This window comes from Bradyrhizobium sp. USDA 3397 (assembly GCF_054060965.1).
The window spans coordinates 2,830,985-2,856,181 of record NZ_JBSSDS010000001.1 but is presented as its reverse complement, the minus strand read 5'-3'; the positions used below and the strand labels follow the sequence as shown (position 1 = coordinate 2,856,181).

Below are 25,197 nucleotides of genomic sequence, written 5' to 3'. Positions count from 1 at the left end.
CAAAAACGTCTTGGACACCATCGGAGCGTTAACCTCTCGCCGATTGCCGCATTTCCCGATGCCGCTGGTCCAGACGATGCCCGCCTCCGATCACCTTGCGACAGAAACTCCTGACGTGCTGCGCGCCGCGCTCGAACGCGCCGACGACGGCATCGTCATCGTCGATGAGGCGCATCGCATCACCCATTTCAACCCCGCCGCGGAGCGGATCTGGAAGCTCGCTGCCGCCGAGGTGCTCGGCCGCGATGCCGCCGTCCTCACCCTCAAATGTCTTGAGGCCGGTGCGACCGCGGATTTCCGCGAGGAGATCAGCCTCGCGCGGCGCGACGGCAGCCGTATCAAGGCGCAGATCGCGATGTCGTCGGCGACGGTCGACGGCGCGACCCATCACATCGTGTTCGCGCGCGACGTCACCCTCGATGCCGAACGCCGCGCCAGGATCGCACTTCTCCACGCAGTCTCCGACCAGACCAACCGCGTGGTGATCATCACCGACGTCGAGCAGAACATCGTCTACGTCAATTCCGCGTTCACGGCGCTGTTCGGCTATACCAGCGAGGAGGCCGAAGGCCGCCGCGCCGGCGAGCTCATCGCCGGCCGCCACACCGATCGCAAGGCGGTTGCGAAGCTCGTCAAGCGGCTGATGCAGAGCGGCCAGCGCGACGAGGCCGAGGTGCTCGTCTACGACAGCGATGGTGAGGAGATCTGGGTCTCTGCCCGGATCGACGCCTTCCGCGACAAGAAAGGCCGGGTCAAGCACATCTTCGCGCTGCTCGAGGACATCACCGAATCCCGGCAGCTGCGCTCGCTGCAGCAACTGATCATGGCGGCGCTCGCCGACGAGGCGCCGATCACCGAGATTGCCGATCGGCTGTGCCGCCGCGTCGAGCAGATCGCGCCCGGCGTCGTCTGCTCGCTGCTGCACGTCGACGCCGCCGGCCTGCTCCATCCGTTGGGCGGCCCGAGCTTGCCCGAGGACTATTCCCGTTCGCTCGACGGCATCGCGATCGGTCCCGAGGTCGGCACGTGCGGAACCGGAGCCTTTTACGGCATTCCGGTTCTGGTCGCCGACATCGATGCCGATCCGCGCTGGCAGCCCTACAAGGCGCGGCCGCTCGAAGTGGGCTTGCGCGCCTGCTGGTCGACGCCGATCAAGGCCAAGGACGGCCGGGTCATCGGCACCTTCGGTTTCTATTATCGCGAACCGCGGGCGCCGAGCAGATGGCACCACGAGATCGTCGATGCCTGCGTCAACCTCGGCGCATTCGCGATCGAGCGCAAGGAGGCGCGCGCCGAAATCGCGCGGCTCGCCTATCACGACATGCTCACCGGCCTGCCGAACCGCGCGCAGCTGCGCCACCTGATCACGACCGCGATTAATGCCTGTCCGACCGGAGGCCATGTCGCGCTCGCCTTCCTCGACGTCGATCATTTCAAGGACGTCAACGACACGCTCGGCCACGCCGCCGGCGACGATCTCTTGATCCTGCTCGCGCAGCGCCTGCGCGAGCAGATCGGTCCCGACGACATGCTGGGACGGCTCGGCGGCGACGAGTTCGTCATCCTGCTGCCGCAACGCAATGCCGAGGCCGCCGAGCGCATCGCGGCCGGGATCACCGAGGCCCTGTCCGCACCGTTGCGGCTCGGATCGAAGCTGATGCCGATGTCCGCCAGCATCGGAATCAGCCTCTATCCCGATCACGCCACCGACATCGACACATTGATGCAGCAGGCCGATGCCGCCATGTACATGGCCAAGCAGGCCGGACGCTCGACGCATCGCCTCTTCAGTGCCGAGATGAACGTGCTCGCGGAGCAGCGGCTGGCGCTGATCGCGGCGCTGCGCCGCGCCGTCGCGGAAGGTGCGCTGAGCCTCAACTACCAACCGCAGATCCGCAGCTGCGACGGCGCGATCCACGGCGTCGAGGCGCTCGCGCGCTGGCGCGATGCTGAGCTCGGCGACGTCTCTCCGGCAAAGTTCATCCCGCTCGCCGAGGAATGCGGGCTGATCGAGCAGATCGGCCTGTGGTCCGTGCGCGAGGCCTGCCGCCAGATGGCGAGCTGGCGCCGCGCCGGGCTCAACATCCCCTGCGTCTCGGTCAACCTGTCGCCGATCAATTTCCGCAACGTCACGCTGGCCGCGCGGCTCAAGGACATCTGGCCGAGCACGATCTGCGGCCGGACGCGCTGATGCTGGAGATTACCGAAGGCGCGTTCATGCAGGACGGCGCCGCGGCGCTGGAGACGATGAACGCGATCCGCGAGCTCGGCGTCGGCCTCTCGGTGGACGATTTCGGCACCGGCTATTCCAGCCTCAGCCGGCTCGCGCATCTGCCGATCCGCGAGCTCAAGATCGACCGCAGCTTCATGCGTGACATCGAGCAGGACGCGGGCGCGCTCGCGATCGCCACCGCCGTGGTCCGCGTCGGTCAGGGCCTCGGCATGAGCGTGGTCGCCGAGGGGGTCGAGACCGAGGGGCAGCGCAGCACGCTGGCCGAGCTCGGCTGCGACATCGTCCAGGGCTTCCTCTACGCTCCCCCGCTGCCGCCGGCCGCCTTCGAGCGCTGGCTGATCGAGCATTGCGCCGAGCAGGCGAGGGCGATGCTGGGGCGGCTCGATGTTGCGGCAGTCGGACACGAGGCGGCGAAGCGGACGGCGTAGCCGCCTTGGGCGATATTCCCGGCCCATAGGAACGCATCTGCGACAGACGGTTTGGTGTACGGCATCCACCGGAGAGGTACCGCGCCATGGTCCGGGGCAATAAGCCGTCTGGTGGACTTGAGGCTTGCGTTGCACGCCGATCAGGATAATCAGAAGGTGCGCGCTCGCAAAATGGCCGCTGACAAGATCGACCGCATGGGCGATGCGGCAACGACGGCGGAGGATAGGGCAACCCGCAAGCAGCATCTGCTCGATGGGCCCAACGAGTTCCGCGGGGTGCGAATTGTTCGGTCCAAGCGCCGCAAGCCGACCCGAGAATAGGCCGAGCAGCAACCAAGCCGCCACGCCGGCGGACGTCGAATTCACGACGGAGGACAAGCCATGAGACGGAATTCCCAAGCGCGTGCGGTAACCGAGGCGAACAACCTGTTCAAGCAGACCGCGACGAAACCAGCGACTGATTACGAGAAAGCAGACCAAGCCTTCCACGCAAATCGCGAGCGGCTAAAGGCCGAACGTCTGGCGAGGGAGGCCGAGCGACAAAGCCCCTCCGAGAAGACGAGTTAGTGTCGCATAGGCACGCAGGCGGGAGCGCCTTCAGAGCGTCCTTCTATGACGAGAGCTGGACCGGTCAACCAGGATGACGCTCATCTCGGAGATAATCGCGATTCAGAGCATCGACAGGACGACAATCCCGTCTTCGAGCTCTCCTGAAGCCAGGCGCGCCCGCGCCATACGCTCGAATTCCGTGCGATGCTTCTGTAGATAGCTGAAGGCCTGCTTCTGCGTGTTGAATGTCGTTGCAAGCCGGCACATCTGCCGATTTGCGCCGGACGCGAGAAAGAAAGTGATGGTTCCGTGATCTGGCTTTATGCGAGGCACGATCTGCACTCTCCGGCATGGGATCGGCACTTCAGATTTCGCCGGCGATGTTGGACGGCTATCGCGCCAGCTTCCTTGTCCGCTTCTTGAGCTTAGGCACCGGCAAAGTCGACCGAAGAGCTTCATCGGCCGCTTCCCTTGCCTGGCGCGCCTCTCGGAGCCGCGCCATGTTCTTGCGAACCTCGATGGCTTGCCTTTCCACGTCCGCCAATGCCCGCGCGCCCTCTTCAGCGGCCAGGCGCTTGCGATCGGAACGCGCAATGCTTTCGGGTGACGGCTCTGCCGGCTTCTTGCTGCTCATCATTCACCCGCAAAGACTAAACCCGCTCAATCCAGGGATTGAGCGGGCAAAGCGACCGTTTCAGTACATCCGTGAAACGGCGCCAAGATATCAAGCCAGCGAGAGGTTCTCGGCGCTGGACTTGCCCCGCATCTTGTCGGTCTTGATCTCGAAATTGACCTGCTGGCCCTCGCCCAGACCAGCGAGCCCAGCCCGTTCAACGGCGCTGATGTGAACGAACACATCGTTGCCACCGTCGTTTGGCTGGATGAAACCGAAGCCCTTTTGGCCGTTAAACCACTTGACCGTACCTGTCGTCATTGTCTTCTCCAAAGCGCGCGAGCGCATCCCGCGCGACAATCGCGCGGTTACCTTCAACTTCGTCGATGTCTTTGGAAAAGGAGCCCGCGGGCGCATTCAACAAGGCACAGCGGCTAATCGAACAACTTCAATATATACGACTTTCGCGCATTTGCAAGGAGCGAAGCCAGTTTGTTTGCTGCAAGGCGGTTCTTCTGTTCCGATCGTGGCGCTTTGCGAGTGTCGGTCAATCAGCGAGCAAGGCGTTATCGATTGACAGCGCAGCACGACAATGGTCACGTGGCGCCACCAAGCTGCTCGCTGTGACAAGCAGATCGGCTCGTCCGAAGCCGCGACCAATGTCGCGGCCCACCATCATCACACATCGCAATGAAGCTCCTGCGCAATTGGCTGCCCTGCAGGACGTGTCGCATTCGCAGCCCGAGCCAGGAGGATCAATTGCACGTACTCGTCAGAGACAACAACGTTGAGCAGGCACTGCGCGTTCTCAAGAAGAAGATGCAGCGTGAGGGCGTCTTCCGGGAAATGAAGCAGCGACGGTCCTACGAAAAGCCGTCGGAGAGGAAGACCCGCGAGAAGTCCGAGGCCGTTCGCCGCGCCCGCAAGCTGGCTCGCAAGCAGGCGATCAGGGAAGGATTGCTGCCCGCGCCGCCGAAAAAGAAACCTTTCGAGCGCAAGCCGCCATTGCCGGAGATCAAGGCAAGGCCCGAGTAGCAACGATCGACTTTCCGGATCTCATACCATGCCGCGTCAGCGTGACGCTGCAGAAAAGCCCGACCAGGCTTCGCGGGCTGTCTTCGATGGGCTGAGATCCTATCGCCTGAAATCGATGCCGCGCAGAACGATGCCCGGCGGGGTACCTTCGAACTCTGTGGCGCGATACTTGCTCGCAGCACACGCTTCGATGCGATCCCGTAGACGCGCGAATTGGGCTTCCCGCTGCTCGGGCCTGACTTGCGGGCCCTGCTCGAGATCGTCCATCGCGGAGGTCGAAATTGCGCAAGGAATCTCCCTGGCGCCGTCATGCATCGAGAACCGTACGATCATCCGCTCGTATTCATGGCCGATAAAGCGGCCGCTCGTCAGGGTCATGGCCTACTCCATTGCACGTCGGTGTCCTGGCGCGGTCGCGCCATCCGGTCATTGACCGGGACCGCGCGCCGGTTTCCTGGCTCGCACCGGCATGCGCGTAGAATGCGGGCGGCCGTCGCTCGGCTCAGCCGTCCCCGGACAGCCGTGCGAAATCGTCGAACAGCGCCGACACGAGCGCGCGGTGGCGCGTGTCCTCTGCCGGAAGACTCGCAGCATAGAGGTTGAGCAGATGGCGCGCCTTCACCGCGGCTTCCTGCCAGGACGCAGCGGGCACCGTCATCATGCGGTGCTCGAGATCGGCCTCGCGCTCGCGCAACTCCCTGACATGGGCCTCGACCTCGGCCAGCGCGCGGCGCAGGTCGGTGGCCTTCTGCGCGGCCATGCCACGGTGCTTGTCGAGATCGACCGGCCGGTCAGTCATTGGCTATGCTCGCGTCCGCTGCTTGCGCATCAGCAAGATCGACAGAACCGATCGACAGTACCTCCGTGGTACCGCGCAGGCCTTCCGCAGGGACAGTGATCATCGTGGCAACCCGGCGATAGGCGGCGAATGTCAAGCCGTCGATCGTCTCCTCATCCGTGACGACCTCGTAAGTGCCCGCCGGCAAGGTGCGCGCGATGCCGCGGATTTGGAACGGACGCCTGAAGATGACGGTCTCTCGCCGCGAGCGGATGGTCATGCACGCCTGCCTTTCGCAAGTGAAGCCCCAACCGGTGCTGGCTGCGACGAGCATGCGCCTTTGGCGCGGCAATAGCCAGCACTATCGTCTGCGTTAGCGGCGAACGGTTTGTCACGGTGCGGCGCTGGCCCGCGACGCATTTAGCGCTCGCTATTGGTTCGGCCCGGGCGTAGGGTCGTTGTCATCACCGCGCTTCTCAACGGCATCGACCGGTGACTGAGGGTCACGTGTGCTCCCGCCGAAGGCTTCGCAGGAGCGTTCGATGTCGCGTGTCCGCATCTTGGAATGGATCGTGCCGCCGGTGATCGTTCCGCTGTTTCTTCTGATTCTCGTGTGCGCCGCTGCGGTCATCAATGGCTAGGACAACACGCGTGCCGTATCTGGTCAGCGGCACCAACGAATACGGCAGCTCCAATCTCGGCCGCGGAACTGCGACGGTCGCGCTACGTCTCGCGGAAAAGCTGCTGCGCGAGGGCTACATGGACGTCAGGGTCTGCACCCCGCGCGGCCGTGTCCTGCAGCCGAATGAATTCGACGAACTCAAACCAGCAACGGAGAGCGACATGGCAAAGGGCCAGCAACGCGGCAACCGCGAAGCCAAGAAGCCGAAGAAGGAAAAGGCCAAGGTCATCGCCGCGGCTCCGTCCCGCAAGGAAGTCGCCTGGCAACCGGATTTCGGACCCGCAAAGAAGAAGTAAGGAGCGCCGGTCGCGGAAGGCACCCGCTAGGCCGGGGCCAATCCAGTCCTGCGCCGGAGATCCGTGATCGCGCGCAGGAAACTGTCGGCCGGCGTCGTCTCGGGGTCGATCAGCCGGTGCAGGCGAAAGCCGTCTTCCAGCGCGAGCACGACGGAGGCGATCCAGGGCGGGTTCAGATTGACGTTGCGCCCGTTGCTCTTCGATGTCGCCTCGACGATGTCGGCGACCAGCCTGCGCCGCGCCCGCAGGCGTTTGGCGAGCTCCGGGCGGCGCTTCTCGGCGCGCGCGACGAACAGGATCATCTCCATGTGGAGCAGGGGCGAGCGGCCGAGCGGATCCTGGCGGCTGCGATCCATCGCCTTCAGCGCCGCGATGAAATCGTCGAGATTGTCGTGCTGCGCCAGGATGTCCATGTTGCGCCGGATCGACTGCGCGACATGATCCTCGAGCATGGCGAAGATCAATTCGTCCTTGCTCCTGAAGTTCGAATAGAACGCGCCGCGGGTGAAGCCCGCCGCCGCCGCGATCGCCTCGATGCTGGGCGCCGCCGATGCCGTCCGCCTCGAACACGCGCGCGGCCGCCTCGAACAGCGCCTCGCGCGTGTCGTCCCTGGTCGGCCTGGTTCTCACCCTTGACATCGGCGCAGCTTAGGGCAGAATGCAACTCGATACAACAATGTATCGAGTTGATAATCTTCGAGGGATGGTTACGCCGGGCGATGGGGCAGCCTTGCGTATGCGTGTCATGCGGCAACCGATCCGAGGTCACCATGAACGAGCAAGTGCAACCATTTGGCGGACCGCTGTTCAACCCGCTCTCGCCGGATTTCATCCGCGATCCCTATCCGCACTATGAACGGCTGCGCACGGTCGATCCGATCCATGTGACGCCGTTCGGCCAGTACGTCGCCAGCCGTCACGCCGAGGTCAGCCTCGTGCTGCGTGACAAGCGCTTCGGCAAGGATTTCGTCGAACGCACCACGCGCCGCTACGGCCCGGAGATCATGAAGGAGCCGGTGTTTCGCAGCATGAGCCAATGGATGCTGCAAGCCGATCCGCCGGACCACACGCGCCTGCGTGGCCTGGTCGTGAAGGCCTTCACCGCCCGCCGCGTCGAGGACATGCGGCCGCGGATCCAGGAGATCGTCGACCAGGCGATCGATGCCGTGATCGCGCGCGGGCACATGGACCTGATCGAGGATTTCGCCTTCCGCCTGCCCGTCACCATCATCTGCGACATGCTCGGCATCCCCGAGGAGCATCGCGAGGTGTTCTACAAGAGCTCGCGGGACGGCGGGCGGCTGCTCGATCCCGTGCCGCTCTCGCCGGAGGAGATCAAACAGGGCAACGCCGCCAACCTGATGGCGCAGATGTATTTCCAGCAGCTGTTCGAGCTGCGCCGCAAGAATCCCGGCGACGACCTCATCACCCAGCTGGTGCAGGCCGAGGAGGACGGCAACAAGCTCACCAACGAGGAGCTGACCGCCAACATCATCCTGCTGTTCGGCGCAGGGCACGAGACCACGGTCAACCTGATCGGCAACGGGCTGCTCGCGCTCCACCGCAACCCGGATCAGCTTGCGCTGCTGAAGGCGAAACCGGAGCTGATCACGAACGCGGTCGAGGAGTTCCTGCGCTATGATTCCTCGGTGCAGATGACCGGGCGCGTTACGCTGGAGGATATCGACGACCTCGGCGGCGTGAAGATCCCCAAGGGCGAGACCGTGCTGTGCCTGCTCGGCTCGGCCAACCGCGATGGCGCGGTCTACCCCGACAGGCCCGACCGGCTGGACGTCACCCGGGCGAACGTCAAGCCGCTGTCGTTCGGCGGCGGCATCCATTTCTGCCTGGGGGCCCAATTGGCGCGGATCGAGGCCGAGATCGCCATCGCGACCCTGCTGCGGCGGCTGCCGGATCTGCGCATCGACGACATCGAGACCCCGGAATGGCGGCCGACCTTCGTGCTGCGCGGGCTGAAGCGGCTGCCGGCGAGCTGGTGAAGGGGGCTTGCGCGTTAACCTCCGCGCGCAACAGTCGCTGTGACTTCGCCACACTTCCCCCTATATAAGGGGCTGTTCCGGCGCGCCTGAGGCTCTCAGCTTCGGCCCAGGCCGGTTTGGCCGAGGGGAGACCCGTGCAGACGACGCTGCTCGGATTGGCGATTGCCTTCATCATTGCGCTGCTGGCCGCGCTGATCGGGCCTTACTACATCGACTGGAACCAGTTCAGGCCCCAGTTCGAGGCGGAGGCCGGCAAGATCATCGGCGTGCCGGTGCGGGTGGCGGGCGAGCTCGATGCGCGGCTGTTGCCGGCGCCGACATTGCGGCTGCGCGGCGTCACCTTCGGTGGCAACAACGATCTCGGCCGCCTGCGCGCCGACAAGCTCGACGTCGAGTTCAGCCTCGGCTCCCTGATGCGCGGCGAATGGCGCGCCACCGAGCTTTCGGTCGGCGGCATGGTGGTCGATCTTGGCCTGGACGCGCGCGGACGGGTCGATTTGCCCTCCACCGCGAGCGGCACCTTCAACCTGGCCTCCCTCGCCATCGAGCGGCTGAACCTCGCCGGCCGCATCGCCTTGCACGATGCCGCCAGCCGCTCGACGCTGGAATTGAACGACATCGCCTTCTCCGGCGACGTGCGCTCGCTCGCAGGCTCGGTGCGGGGCGAGGGCAGCTTCGCCGCGCGCGGCGTGCGCTACCCGTTCCGTGTCTCCTCCGGCCCCAGCGCCGACGGCAGCGCCACCCGTCTCCACCTCAACATCGATCCCGGCGAGCGCGCCATCCTCGCCGATCTCGAGGGCGTGCTCGCCTTCGACAACCGCCAGCCGAAATTCGAGGGCGCGCTGACCCTCGCCGTGCCCGCGGCCAGGAAGGCGGGCGAGGCGGGACCGACGCCCTGGAAGCTGGCGACCAGGCTCAAGGCCGATCCGGCCGGCGCGAAATTCGAGCAGATCGACGCGAGCTTCGGCCCGGAGGACACCGCGCTGAAGCTCGGCGGCGTGGGCGACCTCAGGTTTGGCGCATCGCCCTTGCTGCGCGCGGTGCTGTCGGCGCGGCAGGTCGATGCCGACAGGTTGACCGCCAAGGACGATGCCGATCCGCAGCGCGTCCTGCCGGCGCTGCGCGCAGGGCTGGCGGCGATCCCGCAGGTGCCGATCCCTGCCCAGATCGAGTTCAATGCCGATCAGATCATGCTCGGCGGCCGTCCGCTCCAGAATATCGCGACCGAGCTTGCGACCGACGGCCGGTCCTGGACGTTCCGGCGGCTGGAGCTGCGCGCGCCCGGCATGACGCAGGTCTCGCTCAATGGCGCAGCTCCCGGCGCCGACAGTTTCAGCGGCCGGCTCAGCGTCGAATCCTCCGATCCAGACACGCTGGTGGCCTGGCTGCAGGGCCGCAGCGAGATCAATCGCCGCAGCACGCGGCCGCTGCGCCTTTCCGGCGACGTCACCATCGCCGCCAATCATCTGGCCATCGAGAGGCTGAAGGCCGACATCGACGGCGGCGCGGTCGAAGGCCGCATCGTCTTCGTGCAGACAGGCGCGAGCAAGGGCTCGCGGATCGATGCGGACCTCAGGGCCGACCGTCTCGACCTCGATGCCGCCGCGAGCTTCGTGCGCGCGCTGGCGGGGCCGCAAGGCGAATGGCCGGAAGAGGCAAAGCTCTCGCTCGATATCGGCCGCGCGATCTCCGCCGGCCAGGAGCTGCGGCCGTTCGCAGCCAGGCTCGCCTACAGCCCGGCGTCGCTGTCGCTGGAGCAGCTGCGCTTCGGCCAGGGCGGCGGCGTGACCTCGGAGGCGAGCGGCAGCTTCGACCGCACCAAGACGACCGGCAAGCTCGCGCTGAAATCCTCGGCCAATTCGCTGCGCGAGCTCACCGCGCTGGTCGAGCCGTTCGCGCCCGCGCTGCGCGCGCGCCTCGATGCGCTCCCGTCCTTGCCAGGCGCGACCCGTCTCAAGCTCGATCTCAGCCTCGACAAGAACGCCGAGCATGCCGATCGCAGCAATGCCCGCTTCGTGCTCGACCTCGACGCACCGCAGCTCAAGACCACGGCGACCCTGGCCGCGCAGACGCCGGCGGCCGCCATCGGCGGTATCGACCTCGAACGCCTGCGCAACAGCGACTTCACGCTGGACGCGAAAGTCGCGGCGCCGCAGGCCGGCGCGCTGTTGGCGCTGCTCGGGCTCGATCGCATCGTGGCCGCGGGCGAGGGCGCCTCGCAATTCGAAGGACGGTTGAGCGGAGCCTGGCGCCGTCCCTCGCAATTGAACGCAAAGCTCAGCGGCGGCGGGCTCGATGCCGACGCGCAAGGCAGCGTCGAATGGTCGGAGCCCAAATCGTCCGAACCCAAATCGTTCGAACCGAAGGCGAGCGTGAACCTGCGCGTGCGCAACGCCAATCTGGCGCCGCTGCTCGGGACCAGCCTGGCCGGCAAGTCGGCGCAGAATGTCAGCCTGTCCTCCCGCCTCACGCTCTCCGGCAATCGCCTGACCTTCGGCGATCTCGAAGGCAATGCCGCGGGCTCGCATCTGCGCGGCCATGTTTCGGTGACGCTCGATCAGGACAAGAGCATCGACGGCGAGGTCGGTCTCGACTCGCTCGATCTGGCGCCGGCGCTCGCAATCGCCGTCGGCGCAGCCGGTCGTGAGTCCGGCGAGCCGCTCAGCGCAGGATTGGTCAGCGGCTGGCGCGGCCGCATCGCCTTCCAGGCCTTACGCGGAACGTTGCCCGGCGGCATAGAGCTCCGCCCCTTCGGCGGCACGATCCGGAGCGACGGCCAGTCGCTCGCATTCGATGCGCTCAAGGGCGGCGTCGGCGGCGGCGACATGTCCGCAAGCCTGGACGCGCGCAATGGCGCGGGTGGTCTTGCGCTGAACGCGCGCATCGAGCTCAGCAACGTCGATGCGGCGGCGCTGCGCTATCGCGACCTCGCCCTGCCCAAGGGGCGCGCCTCGGTGCAGATGGCGCTGACCAGCCAGGGCCGCAGCGTCGCGGCCTTGACCGGCGCGCTCGCCGGCAACGGCACGGTGACGCTCGAATCCGCCGAGATCGCCGGCCTCAATCCGCGTGCGTTCGAGATCGCCATCCGAGCCAGCGACGGCGGCCAGGTCAATGACGACAACCGGCTGCGGCAGCTTGTCGAGCCCGCGCTGTCGGCGGGGCGCATCGCGGTGCCCTCGGCGCAGATTCCGTTCACGATCCGCGACGGCCGCCTGCGCATCGGCGCAACGCCGCTGGAAGCGAAGAACGCCCGCGCCATCGTCTCCGGCGGCTACGACATTCCGGCGGACCAGGCCGACATCCGCGCCAGCCTGACGCCAATCATGACCGGGCTTTCCGGCGCCCCGCCCGAGATCCAGCTGTTTGCGGCAGGCCCGCCCGACAGGCTGACCCGTACCATCGACCTCGCACCGCTGTCGTCATGGCTCGCGGTGCGCACGATCGATCGCGAGACGCGGCGGCTCGACGCCATCGAGCGCGGCGAGCCGCCGCCGGCCACCGCTGCGCTGCCGACGCTGGTGTCACCGGAGATAGCGACCGAGCAGGCGCCACCCAACGTGCCGCTGCCGGGCCAGGACCCGCGCCGCGCGCCGGCAAAGCCCAGGGTGGCGCCGACCCCGAAAGCTCCGCAGGCCGCGCCCGCCGCGCCCAGCCCTTCACTGACGAGCCCGCCGCTCGCGAGCCAGCAGCTCGCGCCGCTCCCTCCGGCCATCGACGTGAAGCCCGCCCCGGGCCCGCCGCCCGCCAAGCCCAGGCCGAAGCCGCCGCTGGTGCTGACGCCGCAGAATCCGTAGACGGCGCTATCTAAAGCGCTCCGGTGCCGATGCTCGTCATGCCCGGGCTTGTCCCGGGCATCCACGTTCTTTGTGCCATGCGGCAAGGCGTGGATGGCCAGGACACGCCCGGCCATGACGCGGAGAGGTTTCAGTGCCCAAAGCTTCTCGGCTCTTGCACAACAGTAAATCCATTCCCTCGCATTTGAACGAATTTTCGTCGGCAAAACTGATTTGCCGACTTTACTGAATTCTCGCGTTTCATCTCTAGCGTGGGTTCCCAGAGGAATTCGGCGTCGCGACGCGAGCGGCGGGACGGCTCGCCAACGGGCTGCCAAGAACTGGGGTGATCGAGATGAACGGGGCGAAATCGCTTCTGCAGGATCTGGACGACGCGATCGCGCGCGGCACCGACGAAAGCCGGACGCGTGCATTGTGGCATGCGACCGACATCCTGATCACCGGCCGCTACAGCGACGACGAGATCAGCATGTTCGGCGAGGTGATCGGCCGGCTCGCCGACGAGATCGAGGTGGCAGCGCGCGCGCAGCTCTCCGAAGTGATGTCGGCCTGCGATCATGCTCCGCTCAACGTCATCGAAAGGCTCGCCCTCGACGACGAGATCGCGGTTGCCGGTCCCGTGCTGCGCGATTCCAACCGCATCGACGAGAAGATGCTGGTCCAGAGCGCCATGACCAAGGGCCAGGCGCATCTGCTGGCGATCTCGCAGCGCCAGTCGATCGGCGAAGCCGTGACCGACGTGCTGGTCAAGCGCGGCAACCAGGAGGTCGTGACTTCGGTCGCCAAGAACGAGGGCGCGCGCTTCTCCGGCTCGGGTCTCTTGCACATGGTCCGCCGCGCCGAGGGCGATTCGATCCTTGCCGAGCAGCTCGGCCTGCGCAAAGACGTGCCGCGCCACATCTTCCAGCAGCTGATCGCGAAGGCCTCCGAAGACGTCCGCCGCCGCCTCGAGACCGAGCGGCCCGAGATGATGTCGCAGATCCAGAGCTCGGTCACCGAGGTCACCGGCGATCTCCAGTCCAAGTTCGGCCCGTCCTCGCGCAGCTATTTCGTCGCCAAGCGCGTGGTCACGACGCAGTATCGCCAGGGCAATCTCAACCAGGACTCGATCTCGAACTATGCCCGCCAGCATCGCTTCGACGAGGTGCAGATCGGCCTGTCGCTGCTGTCGGCGCTGCCGGTCGACGTGATCGAGCGCGCGCTGATGGACCGCAACCGCGAGATGATCCTGGTGCTGTGCAAGGCGCTCGACTTCTCCTGGGACACGACGATGTCGCTGTTGTTCCTCGGCGCCAAGGATCATCTGATCACGGCGCGCGAGCTCCAGGACAACGAGCGCGAGTACGGCCGGCTCAAGATCGAGACGTCGCGCAGCATTCTGAAGTTCTACCAGTCGCGCAAGACCGGCGCGGGTGCCGATGCGGGCCGTCAGCCCGAACTTCAAGTCCACTGACAGGTCCACTGAGGAGAGGGGAGTACCTGCAATGTTGCCTCAATTCGGCACCGCCGTTCGCAAGAAGAATCTCGCCAATGCCGGCGCCACCGATCTCGGCGGCGCAGCTCCGGACAAGGCCTCGGTGGACGCCGCCTGGCTCGTGCTGGAAGCCGCCAACGACCTCGGCGACCACGCCGCGGTGGACGCCTGCCGCCGCGTCATCGACGCCGAGCTGAACGGCACGGCGGCCCGCAGCGCGGACGTCGATCTCGTGCTGGGATATTTCCGGTAAGACTTCGTAGCCTGCGAGACGCAGCGAATCGGGGATCGCTCTCAGCAGGAATGGGAGCGCTTGGATTCCGCATCGAGCCTTAGACTTGATCTCGCCGCGCTCAGCGCTGCCGCCAGCTCGTCGATGTGATAGGGCTTCGCCAGGATCTGAATGCCCGCTGCGTCGGCCTCGTGAGCGGACGCTTCCGAATATCCGCTGGTCAGTAACACCGGGATGTCGCTTCGCCGATTTCGGATCTCTCGCGCAAGCTCGACCCCGTTCATGCCGCCCGGCATCATGATATCCGAAAAAACGACATCGACCGAGCGGCCATCGGCCAAAGCCCCGAGCGCCGCGGCAGCGCTCGCGGCCCGCGTGACGTTGTAACCGAGCTGGCCGAGCATTTCGCTGACCAGCGCGGCAACTTCGTCATCGTCCTCCACCAGCAGGATTTCGCCCTGATTGCTCTTTTTCGGCCGGACCCTGGTGAGGTCGATCAGATGTCGTTCGCTGGAAGGAAGCTCGTACGATCGCGGCAGGTACAGCTCGATGCTCGTGCCTCGCCCGACTTCCGATTGAATTCGCACGGTGCCCCGGGACTGGGTGGCAAATCCGTGGACCTGCGCCAGCCCGAGCCCCGATCCCTTTCCCACGTCCTTGGTCGTGAAGAACGGCTCGAACACGCGCGCCAAAATCTCGGGAGACATGCCGACGCCGGTATCGATGACGGACAGGCGGACGTAGTCGCCCGCGATCTGCCCGTGGTTGAAACCAGGTAGGTTTTCGCCCCTCACAACGATCGTCCCGCCATTGGGCATGGCATCGCGGGCATTGACGGCCAGGTTGAGAATGACCAGCTCGAGCTCTCCGGGGTCGACCTCCACCGGCCATAGAGTGTCCGGAAAGTCGAACTCGACGTGAACATCGCCTCGCAAACTGCGATCGAGCAGTTCTCGCATCCCGCCGATCTGCGCGGCCACGTCGACGGGCTCCGGCCGGAGCTTCTGCCGCCGTGAGAACGCCAGAAGCTGCTTGGTCAGGCTTGCCCCGCGCTGCGCCGCCTGGATCATCCCGTCCATCAGACGGCGACGGCGGGCCGGATCAGTCTGGCGTTCGAGCATGTCGAGGCCGCCGGAAATCACCATCAGGAGATTGTTGAAGTCATGGGCGACACCACCGGTGAGCTGGCCGATGGCCTCGATCTTCTGGGCCTGGCGCAGCGTCTCCTCCACGCGCGTGCGTTCGTTCATTTCGAGGCGAAGCTGCTCGTTGGCTTCTTCCAGCTCTCGCGTCCGCTCGACCACCAGTTTCTCGAGCTCCTGCGCGGTCTGCTCGCGTGCTTCGAGCAGAGCCCGGATTTCATATTGACGCCGTCGGGCGCGCATCGCCGATTGAATCGCGCTGGTCAGCGTGATCGGCTGGACCGGACGTTCGAGCAGCGAAACGTTTCGCAGGAGCTCGACGATACTGCGTCTCCATGCGACAACTGCCGGCTGCTCCCGATGGCTGGTAAGAACGACAAAGGGAAGGTCGGACCATGGCGGCTGGTTCGCAATCCAATGTGCCAGCGGCGCCGTGTCTTTGCCGAATAGTCCTTCCTCGGCCAAAAAAACCGCTCCAACGCCAGCCGCCATCTCGGCAACGAGTTCTGGCAAGCTCCGGCAATTGACCGCTTCCAGGCTTGCGCCGCGAAAAAGCTCCGCCGATGCCGGTCCGTCGCGACCGATCGGGGCGAATATCAGAATGCGGTCGTCCCGGTCGGCACTCATTCGGCCGGTCCGTCCGGTAACACCGTGCCGGTGTAACGAGGATTGCCGGAGAAAATGCCGCTGAACTCCTGGAGAGGTGGACCGAGCTTGATCCCCGCGCCGCCGAGCCGGAACTCGCGGATGCTGTGTTCGTGATTGCCGCTGCGCTTCTTGACGACCGAGAGCGCGCGCCGCACCGTCCCGCCGAACTCGAAATAGCGCAGCATCAGCACCGCATCGCTCAAATAGCTGATGTCGAGCGGCGTATCCATCGGGCCAACGAGCCCATGCTGGGCGAGGATCAGGATGGTGAGCACGCCCTGCTGGGCCAGATAGCTGAGCAGTTCATGCATCTGCAGAATGAGGAAGCGTTCGTCCGGCATCGCGTTCAGATAGCCGTTCAAGCTGTCGATGACGATGATGCGGGCATTGTCGGCCTCGACGCTGCGGCGAAGCGTTGCCGCGAACTCGCCCGGCGACAATTCGGCGGGATCGATCTGCTGAAAGCGGATCCGTCCGGAGGCGAGGTGCTCGTCCAGCGGCAGTCCGAGCGTCCTGGCACGTGCCTCAACCGTTCCGCGTCCTTCATCGAATGCGAACAACACGGCGTGCTCGCCGCGTTGCGCCGCCGCGATGGCGTAGGTCAGCGCAAGTGACGACTTGCCGACGCCGGCCGAGCCGAGCAGGAGCGCGTTGGTGCCGCGCTCGAGCCCGCCTCCGAGGAGCTGGTCGAGCTCGGGGTTGCCGCTGGACACCATGTCGCCTTCGAATGATCTGTGATGTTCGGCTGCGACGAGCCGGGGATAGATGCGCAGGCCGCCTTGCGCGATCGTAAAATCGTGGAAGCCGCCGCGAAAACGGATGCCGCGCATCTTGATCACGCGAAGCCGTCGCCGTTCGGCACCGTAGTCGATGGCCAGTTGCTCGAGCATCACGACGCCGTGTGCGATCGAATGCAGTTGCAGGTCGTCCTGGGAAGAGGACAGATCGTCGAGCAGAACCACGGTGCAATTGCGGTTGGTGAAGAAGTGCTTCAGGGCCAGAACCTGGCGCCTGTAGCGGAGCGGGTTCTGCGCCAGCAGCCGCAATTCGGAGAGACTGTCGAGCACCACGCGGGTGGGATTGATCCGTTCGACCTCCTTGAAGATCAGACCCGTGGTCTCGCTCAGCTCCATCTCGGCAGGATGAAAAACCGTCAGCTCCCGCTCGGGATCGAGCGTCGTCTCGGGCGGGACAAGCTCGAAGATGTCGACTCCGTCCAGCGACCAGCCGTGTCGTTGCGCGACCAAGGTGAGCTCGCGCTTCGTCTCGGAAAGCGAGATGTAGAGTACGCGTTCGCCGTCCCGCACCCCGCGGAGCAGAAACTGGAGCGCAATCGTGGTCTTGCCGGTGCCGGGTCGTCCCTCATAGAGGTACATCCGGTTCGGGTCCAAGCCACCGCCGAGGATATCGTCCAGTCCTTCGCTGCCGGTCGAAACTCTCGGCGAATCCTTGAGGTCGCTGCCTGGGGCAGCCGCGGATTGACCGGTCATGAACCCCCCTTACGCGTATCTTCCCAAAGCTCTCCATGCGCTCCAAGCGCTTGCCGGGAGCCGGATGACTGAAAGGTCCGTCTAAGGAACTCCGAGGCCGGGCTTGAGTTCCCGCTCGAATGCCTCGGGCTGTCAGGCGACCGCTTCGCCGCTCAGACTGAGCCGACCCCCTGGGGGGTGTCGGTTCAAAAATGAACACAAGCGATCAGCCGCCGTCGGCCCCGCCGCGGCATTCACCGCCTGATGCGGTAAATCACGACATCTTCGCCGTGACGGTTCGTGCTGCGCTCGAGGAGATAGTTCGACTTCTCCAGCGCGCGGCGGGATGCAGTGTTGCCGACATGGACGATGCCGATGAGGGACGGCAGCGCAAGCTGCAACAGGCCGATGTCCGTCAGCTTGGCCGCGATCTCGCTTGCAAATCCCTGGCCCCAGAATTCGCGCTTGAATGCGTAGGCGATCTCGATCTCGTCGACATCGTCCACGACAATGTGCCGAATGCCGGCACGTCCGGCGAAGGCCCCGTCCTTCGTTCGCAGCGTCCAGAGCCCGAAGCCGTGCTGGTCCCAATGGGCCATGTTGGTCGCGAGATAGGCCTTCGTGACCTCGGGCGTCCGTACCCCGCCGAGAAAACGGGAGACCTCGGCGTCGCGATGCAGCGCGACAAGGTCGCCGAGGTGATCCTCGCGCAATCGCTCGGCGGTCAGGCGGTCGGTGGTGAAATGGTCCAGGGGGACAGATCGCCGGGTCGGTGGCGTGTCGTTCATGGTGCTATCGCTGGGGCTGAATTTTGACATCATGCCACTGTTTTGCCCGACGGAGCAAGCAGCGACTTAGGATAATCCGCAACCCATTGATTTCACGAGCCCCGGTCTACTGTGCATGGGGTTGTTTTCGCAGTTTTGTTTTGGAAGGGGGCTACCCCGCCCCCAGCGCGACCGCGACGTTGTACGTCACGAGGCTCGCCGCATAGGCCAGCACCAGCATGTAGGCGAAGGTGACGCCCATCCAGGCCCAGCTGCCGGTCTCGCGCCGGATCACGGCGAGCGTGGAGGCGCATTGCGGGGCGAAGATGTACCAGGCCAACATCGACAGCGCGGTCGCGAGCGACCACTTCGTCGCCAGCACCTGGCCGATCTGCTCGACCGCTTCGCTGCCGCCCTCGATCGCATAGACGGTGCCGAGCGCCGCGACCGCGACCTCGCGCGCCGCCATGCCCGGGATCAGCGCCACCGCGATCTGCCAATTGAAGCCGACGGGGGCGAGCAGAGGCTCGAGCGCCTTGCCGATCATCGCAGCGAGACTGAACTCGATGGCCGGCCCGGACGCGCCCGCGGGCGGCTGCGGGAACGAGGCCAGGAACCAGATCAGCACCATCATCGAGAAGATCGTGGTGCCGGCGCGTTGCAAGAACATCTTGGCGCGGGTGTAGATGCCGATCACGATGGATTTCAGCCGCGGCATCTTGTAGTCCGGCAGCTCCAACATGAACGGCGCCGGCACAAAGTCGCGCAGCATGAAGAACTTGATCAGGAACGAGACGACGAGCGCACTGACGATGCCGGCGGCATAGAGGCCGAACATCACGAGGCCCTGCAGGTTGATGAAGCCCCAGACGTCCCTGGCCGGGATGAAGGCGGAGATGATCAGCGTATAGACCGGAATGCGCGCCGAGCAGGTCATCAGCGGCGCGATCAGGATCGTGGTCAGCCGGTCGCGCTTGTTGTCGATGACACGTGTCGCCATGATGCCGGGAATGGCGCAGGCAAAGCTCGACAGCAGCGGAATGAAGGCGCGCCCGTGCAGCCCGGCGCCGCCCATGATGCGGTCCATCAGGAACGCCGCGCGCGCCATGTAGCCGAAATCTTCCAGCAGCAGGATGAACAGGAAGATGAGGATGATCTGCGGCAGGAACACGATGACGCTGCCGACGCCGGAGATCACGCCGTTCTGCAGGAAGCTTTGCAGCAAGCCGTCGGGCAGGGTGGCCTGCACCAGCTCGCCGAGCGAGTCGAAGCCGGACTTCAGCATCTCCATCGCCGGCTGCGCCCAGGCGAACACTGCCTGGAACATCACGAACAGGATCAGCGCGAGCACGATCAGCCCGCCGACGGGATGCAGCACGATCGCGTCGATCCGCGCGGTCCAGGTGTCGGGGCGAGCAGGCAGGCTGACGCAGTCGGCGATGATGCGGTCGGCCTCGCGTTGGGTGGCGCGCAGCTCGGAGACGCCGAGCGCGCGCCAGCTGTTCTCCACCGGCTCGGCGGCGAGCGCTGCGGAAATCTCGTCGGTCAGCTTGAGCAGGTCGGCGGTGCCGCCCTTGCGCACCGCGATCGAGGTGACCACGGGCACGCCGAGCTCCTTGGCGAGCCGCTCGACGTCGACAGTGATGCCGCGGCGGCTTGCGATGTCGAACATGTTGAGCACGAGGATCATCGGCCGCCCGGTGCGCTTCAGCTCCAGCAGCAGGCGGATGGTCAGGCGCAGATTGGTGGAATCGGCGACGCACAGCACGAGATCGGGCAGGGTCTCGCCGGAGGCCTTGCCGAGCACGAAGTCGCGGGTGATCTCCTCGTCCGGGCTGCGGCCGCGCAGCGAATAGGTGCCGGGCAGGTCGACCACGGAGACCTGGCGGCCGAGCGGGGTGACGAAGAAGCCTTCCTTGCGCTCGACCGTGACGCCGGGATAGTTCGCGACCTTCTGACGGCTGCCGGTCAGCGCGTTGAACAGCGAGGTCTTGCCGCTGTTGGGCGTGCCGACCAAAGCGAGATGCAGCAGCGGTGCTTCCATGGGATCAAGGGCCTGGGGGCAAGATTCCGGTCGCGCGTCAGGCGACGATGATGGCCATGGCTTCGCGACGGCGGACCGCGATCGTGGTGCTGTCGACCCGTACCGCGATCGGATCGCGCCCGACCAGCCCCTCATGCAGGATCTCGACCCGGGCGCCCTCGACGAAGCCGAGTTCGATCAGGCGGCTCTCGAGCTCGACGTCCGAAAGCGCCGAGCCAGCCTCTTTGGCGGCAAGGTGCTGGATGACGCCGGTATAGCCGCGCTGGGCCAGACCCAGCGGCATGTGCGAACGCGTATCAGTGGTGTCGGTCATGCCCTGTATTTTCAACGCCGGGCATTGAGGTCAAGCGTGCCCGCGCGCCGAAGCTGCACCTTAGAGCGATTTTAAAGTGCAGAGGCCGGGGCGCCGTCGCGGGCGCCCCCGACGGCTACTGGGCCGGGACCTTGTCCGGCTGGGCGGCCATGGCGCGGCTCTTGAAGTAGTCCAGGACGAAGAGGCGGATCGCCGACGACAGATTGCCCTGCTGGCGGTTGTTGTCGATCTCACCGACCAGCTCGGACAACGTCATGTTGCGCAGGCCGGAAATCTCTTTCATGCCGTTCCAGAACGCCTCTTCCAGGCTGACGCTGGTCTTGTGGCCGGCGACGACGATCGACCGTTTCACGACCGGCGACTTCATGGCTGCTCCTCGCGATCGATCCGGTGCTGGTCCAGATGCTCCTTGGCCTGGTCCGCCCGCTTCGCCTCGGACGACCGTTCCGCCTTCGTGCGCCCGAACTTCGCCCGGTTGGCGTCCGCCTGCTTCGCCGAGGCTTCCCGCTCGACGCGCTTCCTGAAACGATTCAGGTTGATGACGTTCCCCATGCCGCGTCTCCATCACCCGATCCTCTTCTTGCCGGATGAAACACTCAGAAACAGGACGCCGCATTGCGCCCCAGAAGACTTGATCGCCATTCGCTCGTCCTCGTCAATCGGCCCTTGGGCCATCAAACGATGAATTTCGCCCCGTCTAGGGCAGTAGAGCCGCGTAACACGCCGCCCCGGCCGCAACATTGACGGTAATCAAATCCCGCCCCCAAAGCCGCATATTTTTGGGCGCCGAGCGTCCGTATCATTACGGATGGCTATCGGAATTCGGAATCATCCCGGGCTGGTCATCTTCTCGGGGCGCACCAGGCGGTCGAACTCGTCGGCCGCGACGAAGCCGAGCCGCAGCGCCTCCTCCTTCAACGTGGTGCCGTTGGCATGCGCCGTCTTGGCTACCTTGGCGGCGTTGTCGTAGCCGATCTTCGGGGCCAGCGCCGTCACCAGCATCAGCGAGCGCTGCATCAGCTCCTCGATGCGCTTCTCGTCGGCGCGGATGCCGCTGACGCAATGTTCGGTGAAAGAGCGCGCGGCATCCGCCATCAGGCGGATCGAGTGCAGCATGTTGTAGGCCAGCACCGGCTTGTAGACGTTGAGCTCGAAATGGCCCTGGCTGCCGGCGATCGTGATCGCGGTGTGATTGCCGAACACCTGGCAGCACACCATGGTCATCGCCTCGCACTGGGTCGGGTTGACCTTGCCCGGCATGATCGAGGAGCCGGGCTCGTTCTCCGGCAGGATCAATTCGCCGAGGCCCGAGCGCGGGCCGGAGCCGAGCAGGCGAATGTCATTGGCGATCTTGAACAGGCCGGTCGCGACGGAATTGATGGCGCCGTGCGCCAGCACATAGGCGTCGTTCGAGGCCAGCGCCTCGAATTTGTTGGCGGCGCTGGTGAAGGGCAGCTTGGTGATCCCGGCAACGTGCTTGGCGAACAGCTTTGCAAAGCGCGGCTTCGAGTTGAGGCCGGTGCCGACGGCTGTGCCGCCCTGCGCCAGCGGATAGAGGTCCTTCACCGCGATCTTGAGCCGGGCGATGCCACTTTCGACCTGCGCGGCATAGCCGGAAAATTCCTGACCGAGCGTCAGCGGCGTCGCATCCTGGGTATGGGTGCGGCCGATCTTCACGATCTTCGAAAACTCCCTCTCCTTCTTGCGCAGCGCGCGCAGTAGCTCGCCGAGCGCAGGGACAAGATCGGCATTGATGCGGCTTGCTGCCGCAATGTGCATCGCGGTCGGGAAGGAGTCGTTCGACGACTGGCTCATGTTGACGTGATCGTTGGGATGCACCGGCTTCTTGGCGCCGAGCTCGCCGCCGAGCAGCTCGTTGGCGCGATTGGCGATCACCTCGTTGAGGTTCATGTTGCTCTGGGTGCCCGAGCCGGTCTGCCACACGACAAGCGGAAAATGGTCGTCGAGCTTGCCTTCGATCACCTCGCGCGCGGCGCGGACGATGGCATTGGCGCGGCGCTGGTCGAGCAGGCCGAGCTCGAGGTTGGATTGTGCGGCGGCGAGCTTGACCATGCCGAGTGCATGCACGAGCGAGATCGGCATGCGGTCGGTGCCGATGCGGAAATTCTGACGCGAGCGCTCGGTCTGCGCCCCCCAATAGCGGTCGGCGGCGACCTCGATGGGACCGAAGCTGTCGGTCTCGGTGCGGGTTGCGGGGCGGGCAGTCTTCGAGCGGGACGCTTTGGCCATGAGCACATCCATTCTGCCGCGCGAAACGCCGCGCGGCCTGTTCATGTGCTTCTCTATATAGGCAGTTTGGGCGGGCGCGACGGCTTCGCGGCCAACCTAGATCATTTCTTGCGAAAACGATCGAGCCGCACGACCTCGGCGCCGCCCTGGCTCGGCGGCGGCGGCTCGTCGGCAGCTTCCGGCTTCTCCGCGGCAGGTGCCGGGACCGATACGGCCGATGGCGCGGGCGCTGCCGGCAGATTGTCCGGCGCGACCTCGGCGACGTCGGAGGTGTCGAACTGGAGGCCGAACTTCACGGACGGATCGAGGAAGCTCTTGATGGCACTGAACGGCACCACGAGCCGCTCCGGAATGCCGCCAAAGGACAGGCCGACCTCGAAACGATCCTCGAGCACGGTCAGGTCCCAGAACTGGTGCTGGAGGATGATCGTCATTTCTTCCGGATATTGTGCGAGCAGCCGCGGCGACAGCTTCACGCCTTCGGCCTTGGACACGAAGGTGATGAAGAAATGATGCTCGCCCGGCAGGCCATGCGCCGCGGCATCGGTCAGCACCTTCCGCAGCACGCCGCGCAGCGCGTCGCGGGCCAGCACATCGTATCGGATATGATCGGTCGCCATGGTGGTCCTGTTGCATCCAAGCAGCCGGACCCTGCCGATCCGACTCGCCAAGCCGCAATAGTACCGCGCCTGACGGGCGAGCAGGAGTCCCCGCCGGGGAAGAATCAAAGAGTAAAGTGGAGGCTTCTGTTGCCAGGTGCCTCCGAACCCCGCCTAGCGGAGCTTAACCCACTAGGACTTTAGAGTGGTCTTTCAAACTGCGTTACGCAGCCTGAGCAACCGGAGCAAAGTTGTCGTTGGCAACTATTGCAGTAGCCCGATAACGGCGGAACAATACCGGGAAAAAGTACGCCCTTTACGCCCTCGTCGATCCTATTTCGCCCCCGCCAAAGCCCAGCTTCGGGCACGCCCGATGATGGGCTTTGGTGGAGGCGCCGGGTACCGCCCCCGGGTCCGAATGGTTTATTGCGACGACCGTTTATTTCCATAGCCGGCGAACCGGCACCCCCAATATAGGGGGCAAAGCTTTCGAAAAACAGAGGGTTGGGGGCGCGATCCCGCGGTTCCCTTTGGATAGGCTTCGGACTGCCGGGCCTATCGCGGCTCTGGCCTTTGGCAGAGGTCGCCGGCCCGATGTGCTGAATCCTTGCGCATGATGACGCTGCTGCTCCAGCGAACGACATTGTCAGTCTCGGCGTCGGTTAATTTCCTGCGGCGGAAAGTAGCAGCACGAGGAGCCGCAAGCTGATCTCCAGCTTCGGCCGGATCTCGCTCTCTCGCCGGGGCTGCGGCGGCAGTGCCCGAAGACGCACAGCATCGCGGTCAGGGCAAAGCACCGACTAAAACGCCCACGCGACTTCACAGGTCTCGCCAGGTCCGAACGTGCTTATCGTGATGTTAAATCGGCCTGGTCCAGCAATTGCTGCACTGCGTCTGACGCAATGGTTGCGGCGGCCGCGTCCATCTCGCGCAACTATCCAGTCCGGCTTCTGCTTGCCGGCGGCGCGTTGGGTTTTGCTGGCATTGTGTAACGAAAATCGCTAGGCAGTGATCCGGGGCGGGGGATCCAGTTCCAGTCGATTTAAAACAACAGTGCTCGTGACTTACGGGTCGCGGAGGAGACAGGCATGGCCGACACGATGGGCCACTCAGCGACGGCCACCCGAAATACCAGGCTGGCGCTCGGCTTTTGTCTGCTGGCGATTGCGCCGCAGATTTTCGAATTGATCTGGTCGATCGGGACGATCTTTGGCTGGGGGGCCGGCCGCGGTCCGGCGGCGGTCGTCACCGGCCACGCGACGGCGCTGCTCGCCGGCGCGCCCAGCGCCTTGTTCGGATCGTTCGGCGGCGGCGCCAAGAAGATGTCGTCCGAGGTGCTGCTGGCGCTGATCTATTCCTATCCGCTGTTTGCGGTGGCGATCCTCACGTTGTTCATGACGATCCGATCGGCACAGGATTATGTCGGCGGCGTCGTTCTGATGGCCGTCGCCCTGTTCGCGCTGTGGGCAGGGAGCGATCTGCAGGGCATGCGGGGCTTCTCCTTCGGCGCAGGGACCGCGCCGCGCATGTTCGGCGGGTTGCTGGTCGCCTTGTCAGCCGGCATTGCCTTGACGGGTCTTCTGACGAACGGGCCGGCGATGGCCCATTATTCCTGGCGGGGACCGCTGTTCGTGGTGGCTGCGATCGTCTTCTTCGCCCTGTCGATCCGCTCCCTCGGCCTCGTAGTCACGGCTTTTACCAGCTTCATGATTTCGGCGGCCGGTTCGCACGAGACACGCTGGCTCGAAGCAGCGATCGTCGGCGCCTGCCTGACGCTCGGTTGCGCCATTCTGTTTCCTTACATACTCGGGCTGCCGATGCCGATGTATCCGCGTTTTCTGATCCAGTGAG

23 protein-coding genes, 1 other RNA gene and 2 pseudogenes are annotated in these 25,197 nt (G+C 65.2%); 9 read left to right on the top strand and 17 right to left on the bottom strand.

The window, feature by feature from the left end:
* Nucleotides 1-76: 76 nt before the first annotated feature.
* Nucleotides 77-2,661: pseudogene (locus ACVWYQ_RS13560) on the top strand (EAL domain-containing protein).
* 129 nt (nt 2,662-2,790) lie between these two features.
* Nucleotides 2,791-2,982, top strand: coding sequence for a hypothetical protein (locus ACVWYQ_RS13555; protein ID WP_271540721.1), 192 nt, complete (start codon nt 2,791-2,793; stop codon nt 2,980-2,982).
* Between the two features lie 348 nt (nt 2,983-3,330).
* Here ACVWYQ_RS13555 and ACVWYQ_RS13550 read toward each other — a convergent pair whose 3' ends face one another.
* The 3 genes from ACVWYQ_RS13550 to ACVWYQ_RS13540 form a co-directional block, all read right to left on the bottom strand.
* Nucleotides 3,331-3,552 (bottom strand): hypothetical protein, encoded by a 222-nt coding sequence (locus ACVWYQ_RS13550; RefSeq protein ID WP_027572524.1) that lies wholly within the window; start codon nt 3,550-3,552, stop codon nt 3,331-3,333.
* Nucleotides 3,553-3,601: 49 nt separating this feature from the next.
* On the bottom strand, nt 3,602-3,844 hold the full coding sequence (locus tag ACVWYQ_RS13545) for a transcriptional regulator (protein WP_157284815.1): 243 nt from the start codon (nt 3,842-3,844) through the stop codon (nt 3,602-3,604).
* 90 nt (nt 3,845-3,934) lie between these two features.
* On the bottom strand, nt 3,935-4,144 hold the full coding sequence (locus ACVWYQ_RS13540; protein ID WP_197961561.1) for a cold-shock protein: 210 nt from the start codon (nt 4,142-4,144) through the stop codon (nt 3,935-3,937).
* Between the two features lie 438 nt (nt 4,145-4,582).
* Between ACVWYQ_RS13540 and rpsU the strand changes: the two genes are divergently transcribed.
* A complete protein-coding gene (rpsU, locus tag ACVWYQ_RS13535) occupies nt 4,583-4,858 on the top strand; it encodes a 30S ribosomal protein S21 (protein WP_128263103.1) in 276 nt (91 codons plus the stop codon).
* A 99-nt stretch (nt 4,859-4,957) separates the two neighbouring features.
* On the opposite strand, the gene ACVWYQ_RS13530 is transcribed toward rpsU, so the two are convergent.
* From ACVWYQ_RS13530 to ACVWYQ_RS13520, 3 genes are all read right to left on the bottom strand, one after another.
* Nucleotides 4,958-5,236, bottom strand: coding sequence for a DUF1488 family protein (locus tag ACVWYQ_RS13530; protein ID WP_036037411.1), 279 nt, complete (start codon nt 5,234-5,236; stop codon nt 4,958-4,960).
* A gap of 124 nt (nt 5,237-5,360) precedes the next feature.
* Entirely contained in the window at nt 5,361-5,657 is a 297-nt protein-coding gene (locus ACVWYQ_RS13525) for a hypothetical protein (protein ID WP_157284730.1), read from the bottom strand.
* Complete coding sequence (locus ACVWYQ_RS13520) at nt 5,650-5,916, bottom strand: hypothetical protein (RefSeq protein WP_271540719.1); 267 nt, start codon at nt 5,914-5,916, stop codon at nt 5,650-5,652. Before ACVWYQ_RS13520 ends, ACVWYQ_RS13525 begins: the two co-directional genes overlap by 8 nt.
* 371 nt (nt 5,917-6,287) lie before the next feature.
* Here ACVWYQ_RS13520 and ACVWYQ_RS13515 point away from each other — a divergent pair, with 371 nt between their 5' ends.
* A complete protein-coding gene (locus ACVWYQ_RS13515) occupies nt 6,288-6,614 on the top strand; it encodes a hypothetical protein (RefSeq protein ID WP_271540718.1) in 327 nt (108 codons plus the stop codon).
* 26 nt (nt 6,615-6,640) lie between these two features.
* On the opposite strand, the pseudogene ACVWYQ_RS13510 reads toward ACVWYQ_RS13515, so the two are convergent.
* A pseudogene (locus tag ACVWYQ_RS13510) lies at nt 6,641-7,253 on the bottom strand (TetR/AcrR family transcriptional regulator).
* 131 nt (nt 7,254-7,384) lie between these two features.
* Between ACVWYQ_RS13510 and ACVWYQ_RS13505 the strand changes: the two are divergent.
* The 4 genes from ACVWYQ_RS13505 to ACVWYQ_RS13490 all read left to right on the top strand — a co-directional run bounded on the left by ACVWYQ_RS13505 (nt 7,385) and on the right by ACVWYQ_RS13490 (nt 14,135).
* Nucleotides 7,385-8,614, top strand: a complete 1,230-nt coding sequence (locus tag ACVWYQ_RS13505) for a cytochrome P450 (RefSeq protein ID WP_404543337.1) — start codon at nt 7,385-7,387, stop codon at nt 8,612-8,614.
* Nucleotides 8,615-8,748: 134 nt separating this feature from the next.
* Nucleotides 8,749-12,408, top strand: a complete 3,660-nt coding sequence (locus ACVWYQ_RS13500; RefSeq protein ID WP_456725699.1) for an AsmA family protein — start codon at nt 8,749-8,751, stop codon at nt 12,406-12,408.
* A 334-nt stretch (nt 12,409-12,742) separates the two neighbouring features.
* Entirely contained in the window at nt 12,743-13,861 is a 1,119-nt protein-coding gene (locus tag ACVWYQ_RS13495; RefSeq protein WP_275508440.1) for a DUF2336 domain-containing protein, read from the top strand.
* Nucleotides 13,862-13,892: 31 nt separating this feature from the next.
* Nucleotides 13,893-14,135, top strand: coding sequence for a hypothetical protein (locus ACVWYQ_RS13490; protein ID WP_036024966.1), 243 nt, complete (start codon nt 13,893-13,895; stop codon nt 14,133-14,135).
* Nucleotides 14,136-14,176: 41 nt separating this feature from the next.
* Here ACVWYQ_RS13490 and ACVWYQ_RS13485 read toward each other — a convergent pair whose 3' ends face one another.
* The 10 genes from ACVWYQ_RS13485 to ssrA all read right to left on the bottom strand — a co-directional run bounded on the left by ACVWYQ_RS13485 (nt 14,177) and on the right by ssrA (nt 23,849).
* Nucleotides 14,177-15,883: an ATP-binding protein gene (locus ACVWYQ_RS13485; protein WP_271540713.1), complete on the bottom strand. Its 1,707-nt coding sequence runs from the start codon at nt 15,881-15,883 to the stop codon at nt 14,177-14,179.
* Nucleotides 15,880-17,394 (bottom strand): ATPase domain-containing protein, encoded by a 1,515-nt coding sequence (locus tag ACVWYQ_RS13480; RefSeq protein WP_271540712.1) that lies wholly within the window; start codon nt 17,392-17,394, stop codon nt 15,880-15,882. The genes ACVWYQ_RS13485 and ACVWYQ_RS13480 overlap by 4 nt, the downstream gene beginning before the upstream one ends.
* Nucleotides 17,395-17,627: 233 nt before the next feature.
* A complete protein-coding gene (locus ACVWYQ_RS13475; RefSeq protein WP_404546322.1) occupies nt 17,628-18,125 on the bottom strand; it encodes a GNAT family N-acetyltransferase in 498 nt (165 codons plus the stop codon).
* A gap of 187 nt (nt 18,126-18,312) precedes the next feature.
* Nucleotides 18,313-20,184: a ferrous iron transporter B gene (gene feoB, locus ACVWYQ_RS13470; RefSeq protein ID WP_404543335.1), complete on the bottom strand. Its 1,872-nt coding sequence runs from the start codon at nt 20,182-20,184 to the stop codon at nt 18,313-18,315.
* A gap of 37 nt (nt 20,185-20,221) precedes the next feature.
* Complete coding sequence (locus ACVWYQ_RS13465; RefSeq protein WP_036006563.1) at nt 20,222-20,497, bottom strand: FeoA family protein; 276 nt, start codon at nt 20,495-20,497, stop codon at nt 20,222-20,224.
* A gap of 115 nt (nt 20,498-20,612) precedes the next feature.
* Nucleotides 20,613-20,864: a ribbon-helix-helix domain-containing protein gene (locus ACVWYQ_RS13460; RefSeq protein WP_025038043.1), complete on the bottom strand. Its 252-nt coding sequence runs from the start codon at nt 20,862-20,864 to the stop codon at nt 20,613-20,615.
* Complete coding sequence (locus tag ACVWYQ_RS13455) at nt 20,861-21,049, bottom strand: DUF4169 family protein (protein WP_109144934.1); 189 nt, start codon at nt 21,047-21,049, stop codon at nt 20,861-20,863. Before ACVWYQ_RS13455 ends, ACVWYQ_RS13460 begins: the two co-directional genes overlap by 4 nt.
* 276 nt (nt 21,050-21,325) lie before the next feature.
* Nucleotides 21,326-22,759, bottom strand: a complete 1,434-nt coding sequence (gene fumC / locus ACVWYQ_RS13450) for a class II fumarate hydratase (protein ID WP_404546320.1) — start codon at nt 22,757-22,759, stop codon at nt 21,326-21,328.
* Nucleotides 22,760-22,848: 89 nt separating this feature from the next.
* Nucleotides 22,849-23,367: an SspB family protein gene (locus ACVWYQ_RS13445; protein ID WP_157284719.1), complete on the bottom strand. Its 519-nt coding sequence runs from the start codon at nt 23,365-23,367 to the stop codon at nt 22,849-22,851.
* 115 nt (nt 23,368-23,482) lie between these two features.
* Nucleotides 23,483-23,849: a transfer-messenger RNA gene (ssrA, locus tag ACVWYQ_RS13440) on the bottom strand.
* Nucleotides 23,850-24,434: 585 nt separating this feature from the next.
* Here ssrA and ACVWYQ_RS13435 point away from each other — a divergent pair.
* The gene (locus ACVWYQ_RS13435; RefSeq protein ID WP_157284718.1) at nt 24,435-25,196 is read left to right on the top strand and encodes a tripartite tricarboxylate transporter TctB family protein; all 762 of its coding nucleotides are present in this window, start codon (nt 24,435-24,437) and stop codon (nt 25,194-25,196) included.
* Nucleotide 25,197 lies beyond the last annotated feature (1 nt).

Coding starts and splice junctions, on each gene's coding strand:
- ACVWYQ_RS13525 (WP_157284730.1), bottom strand. CDS start 5,657: ATGACTGACCGGCCGGTCGATCTCGACAAGCACCGTGGCATGGCCGCG.
- ACVWYQ_RS13485 (WP_271540713.1), bottom strand. CDS start 15,883: ATGAGTGCCGACCGGGACGACCGCATTCTGATATTCGCCCCGATCGGT.
- ACVWYQ_RS13480 (WP_271540712.1), bottom strand. CDS start 17,394: ATGACCGGTCAATCCGCGGCTGCCCCAGGCAGCGACCTCAAGGATTCG.
- ACVWYQ_RS13530 (WP_036037411.1), bottom strand. CDS start 5,236: ATGACCCTGACGAGCGGCCGCTTTATCGGCCATGAATACGAGCGGATG.
- fumC (WP_404546320.1), bottom strand. CDS start 22,759: ATGGATGTGCTCATGGCCAAAGCGTCCCGCTCGAAGACTGCCCGCCCC.
- ACVWYQ_RS13435 (WP_157284718.1), top strand. CDS start 24,435: ATGGCCGACACGATGGGCCACTCAGCGACGGCCACCCGAAATACCAGG.
- ACVWYQ_RS13490 (WP_036024966.1), top strand. CDS start 13,893: ATGTTGCCTCAATTCGGCACCGCCGTTCGCAAGAAGAATCTCGCCAAT.
- ACVWYQ_RS13455 (WP_109144934.1), bottom strand. CDS start 21,049: ATGGGGAACGTCATCAACCTGAATCGTTTCAGGAAGCGCGTCGAGCGG.
- feoB (WP_404543335.1), bottom strand. CDS start 20,184: ATGGAAGCACCGCTGCTGCATCTCGCTTTGGTCGGCACGCCCAACAGC.
- ACVWYQ_RS13495 (WP_275508440.1), top strand. CDS start 12,743: ATGAACGGGGCGAAATCGCTTCTGCAGGATCTGGACGACGCGATCGCG.
- ACVWYQ_RS13465 (WP_036006563.1), bottom strand. CDS start 20,497: ATGACCGACACCACTGATACGCGTTCGCACATGCCGCTGGGTCTGGCC.
- ACVWYQ_RS13540 (WP_197961561.1), bottom strand. CDS start 4,144: ATGACGACAGGTACGGTCAAGTGGTTTAACGGCCAAAAGGGCTTCGGT.
- ACVWYQ_RS13545 (WP_157284815.1), bottom strand. CDS start 3,844: ATGAGCAGCAAGAAGCCGGCAGAGCCGTCACCCGAAAGCATTGCGCGT.
- ACVWYQ_RS13520 (WP_271540719.1), bottom strand. CDS start 5,916: ATGACCATCCGCTCGCGGCGAGAGACCGTCATCTTCAGGCGTCCGTTC.
- ACVWYQ_RS13460 (WP_025038043.1), bottom strand. CDS start 20,864: ATGAAGTCGCCGGTCGTGAAACGGTCGATCGTCGTCGCCGGCCACAAG.
- ACVWYQ_RS13505 (WP_404543337.1), top strand. CDS start 7,385: ATGAACGAGCAAGTGCAACCATTTGGCGGACCGCTGTTCAACCCGCTC.
- ACVWYQ_RS13445 (WP_157284719.1), bottom strand. CDS start 23,367: ATGGCGACCGATCATATCCGATACGATGTGCTGGCCCGCGACGCGCTG.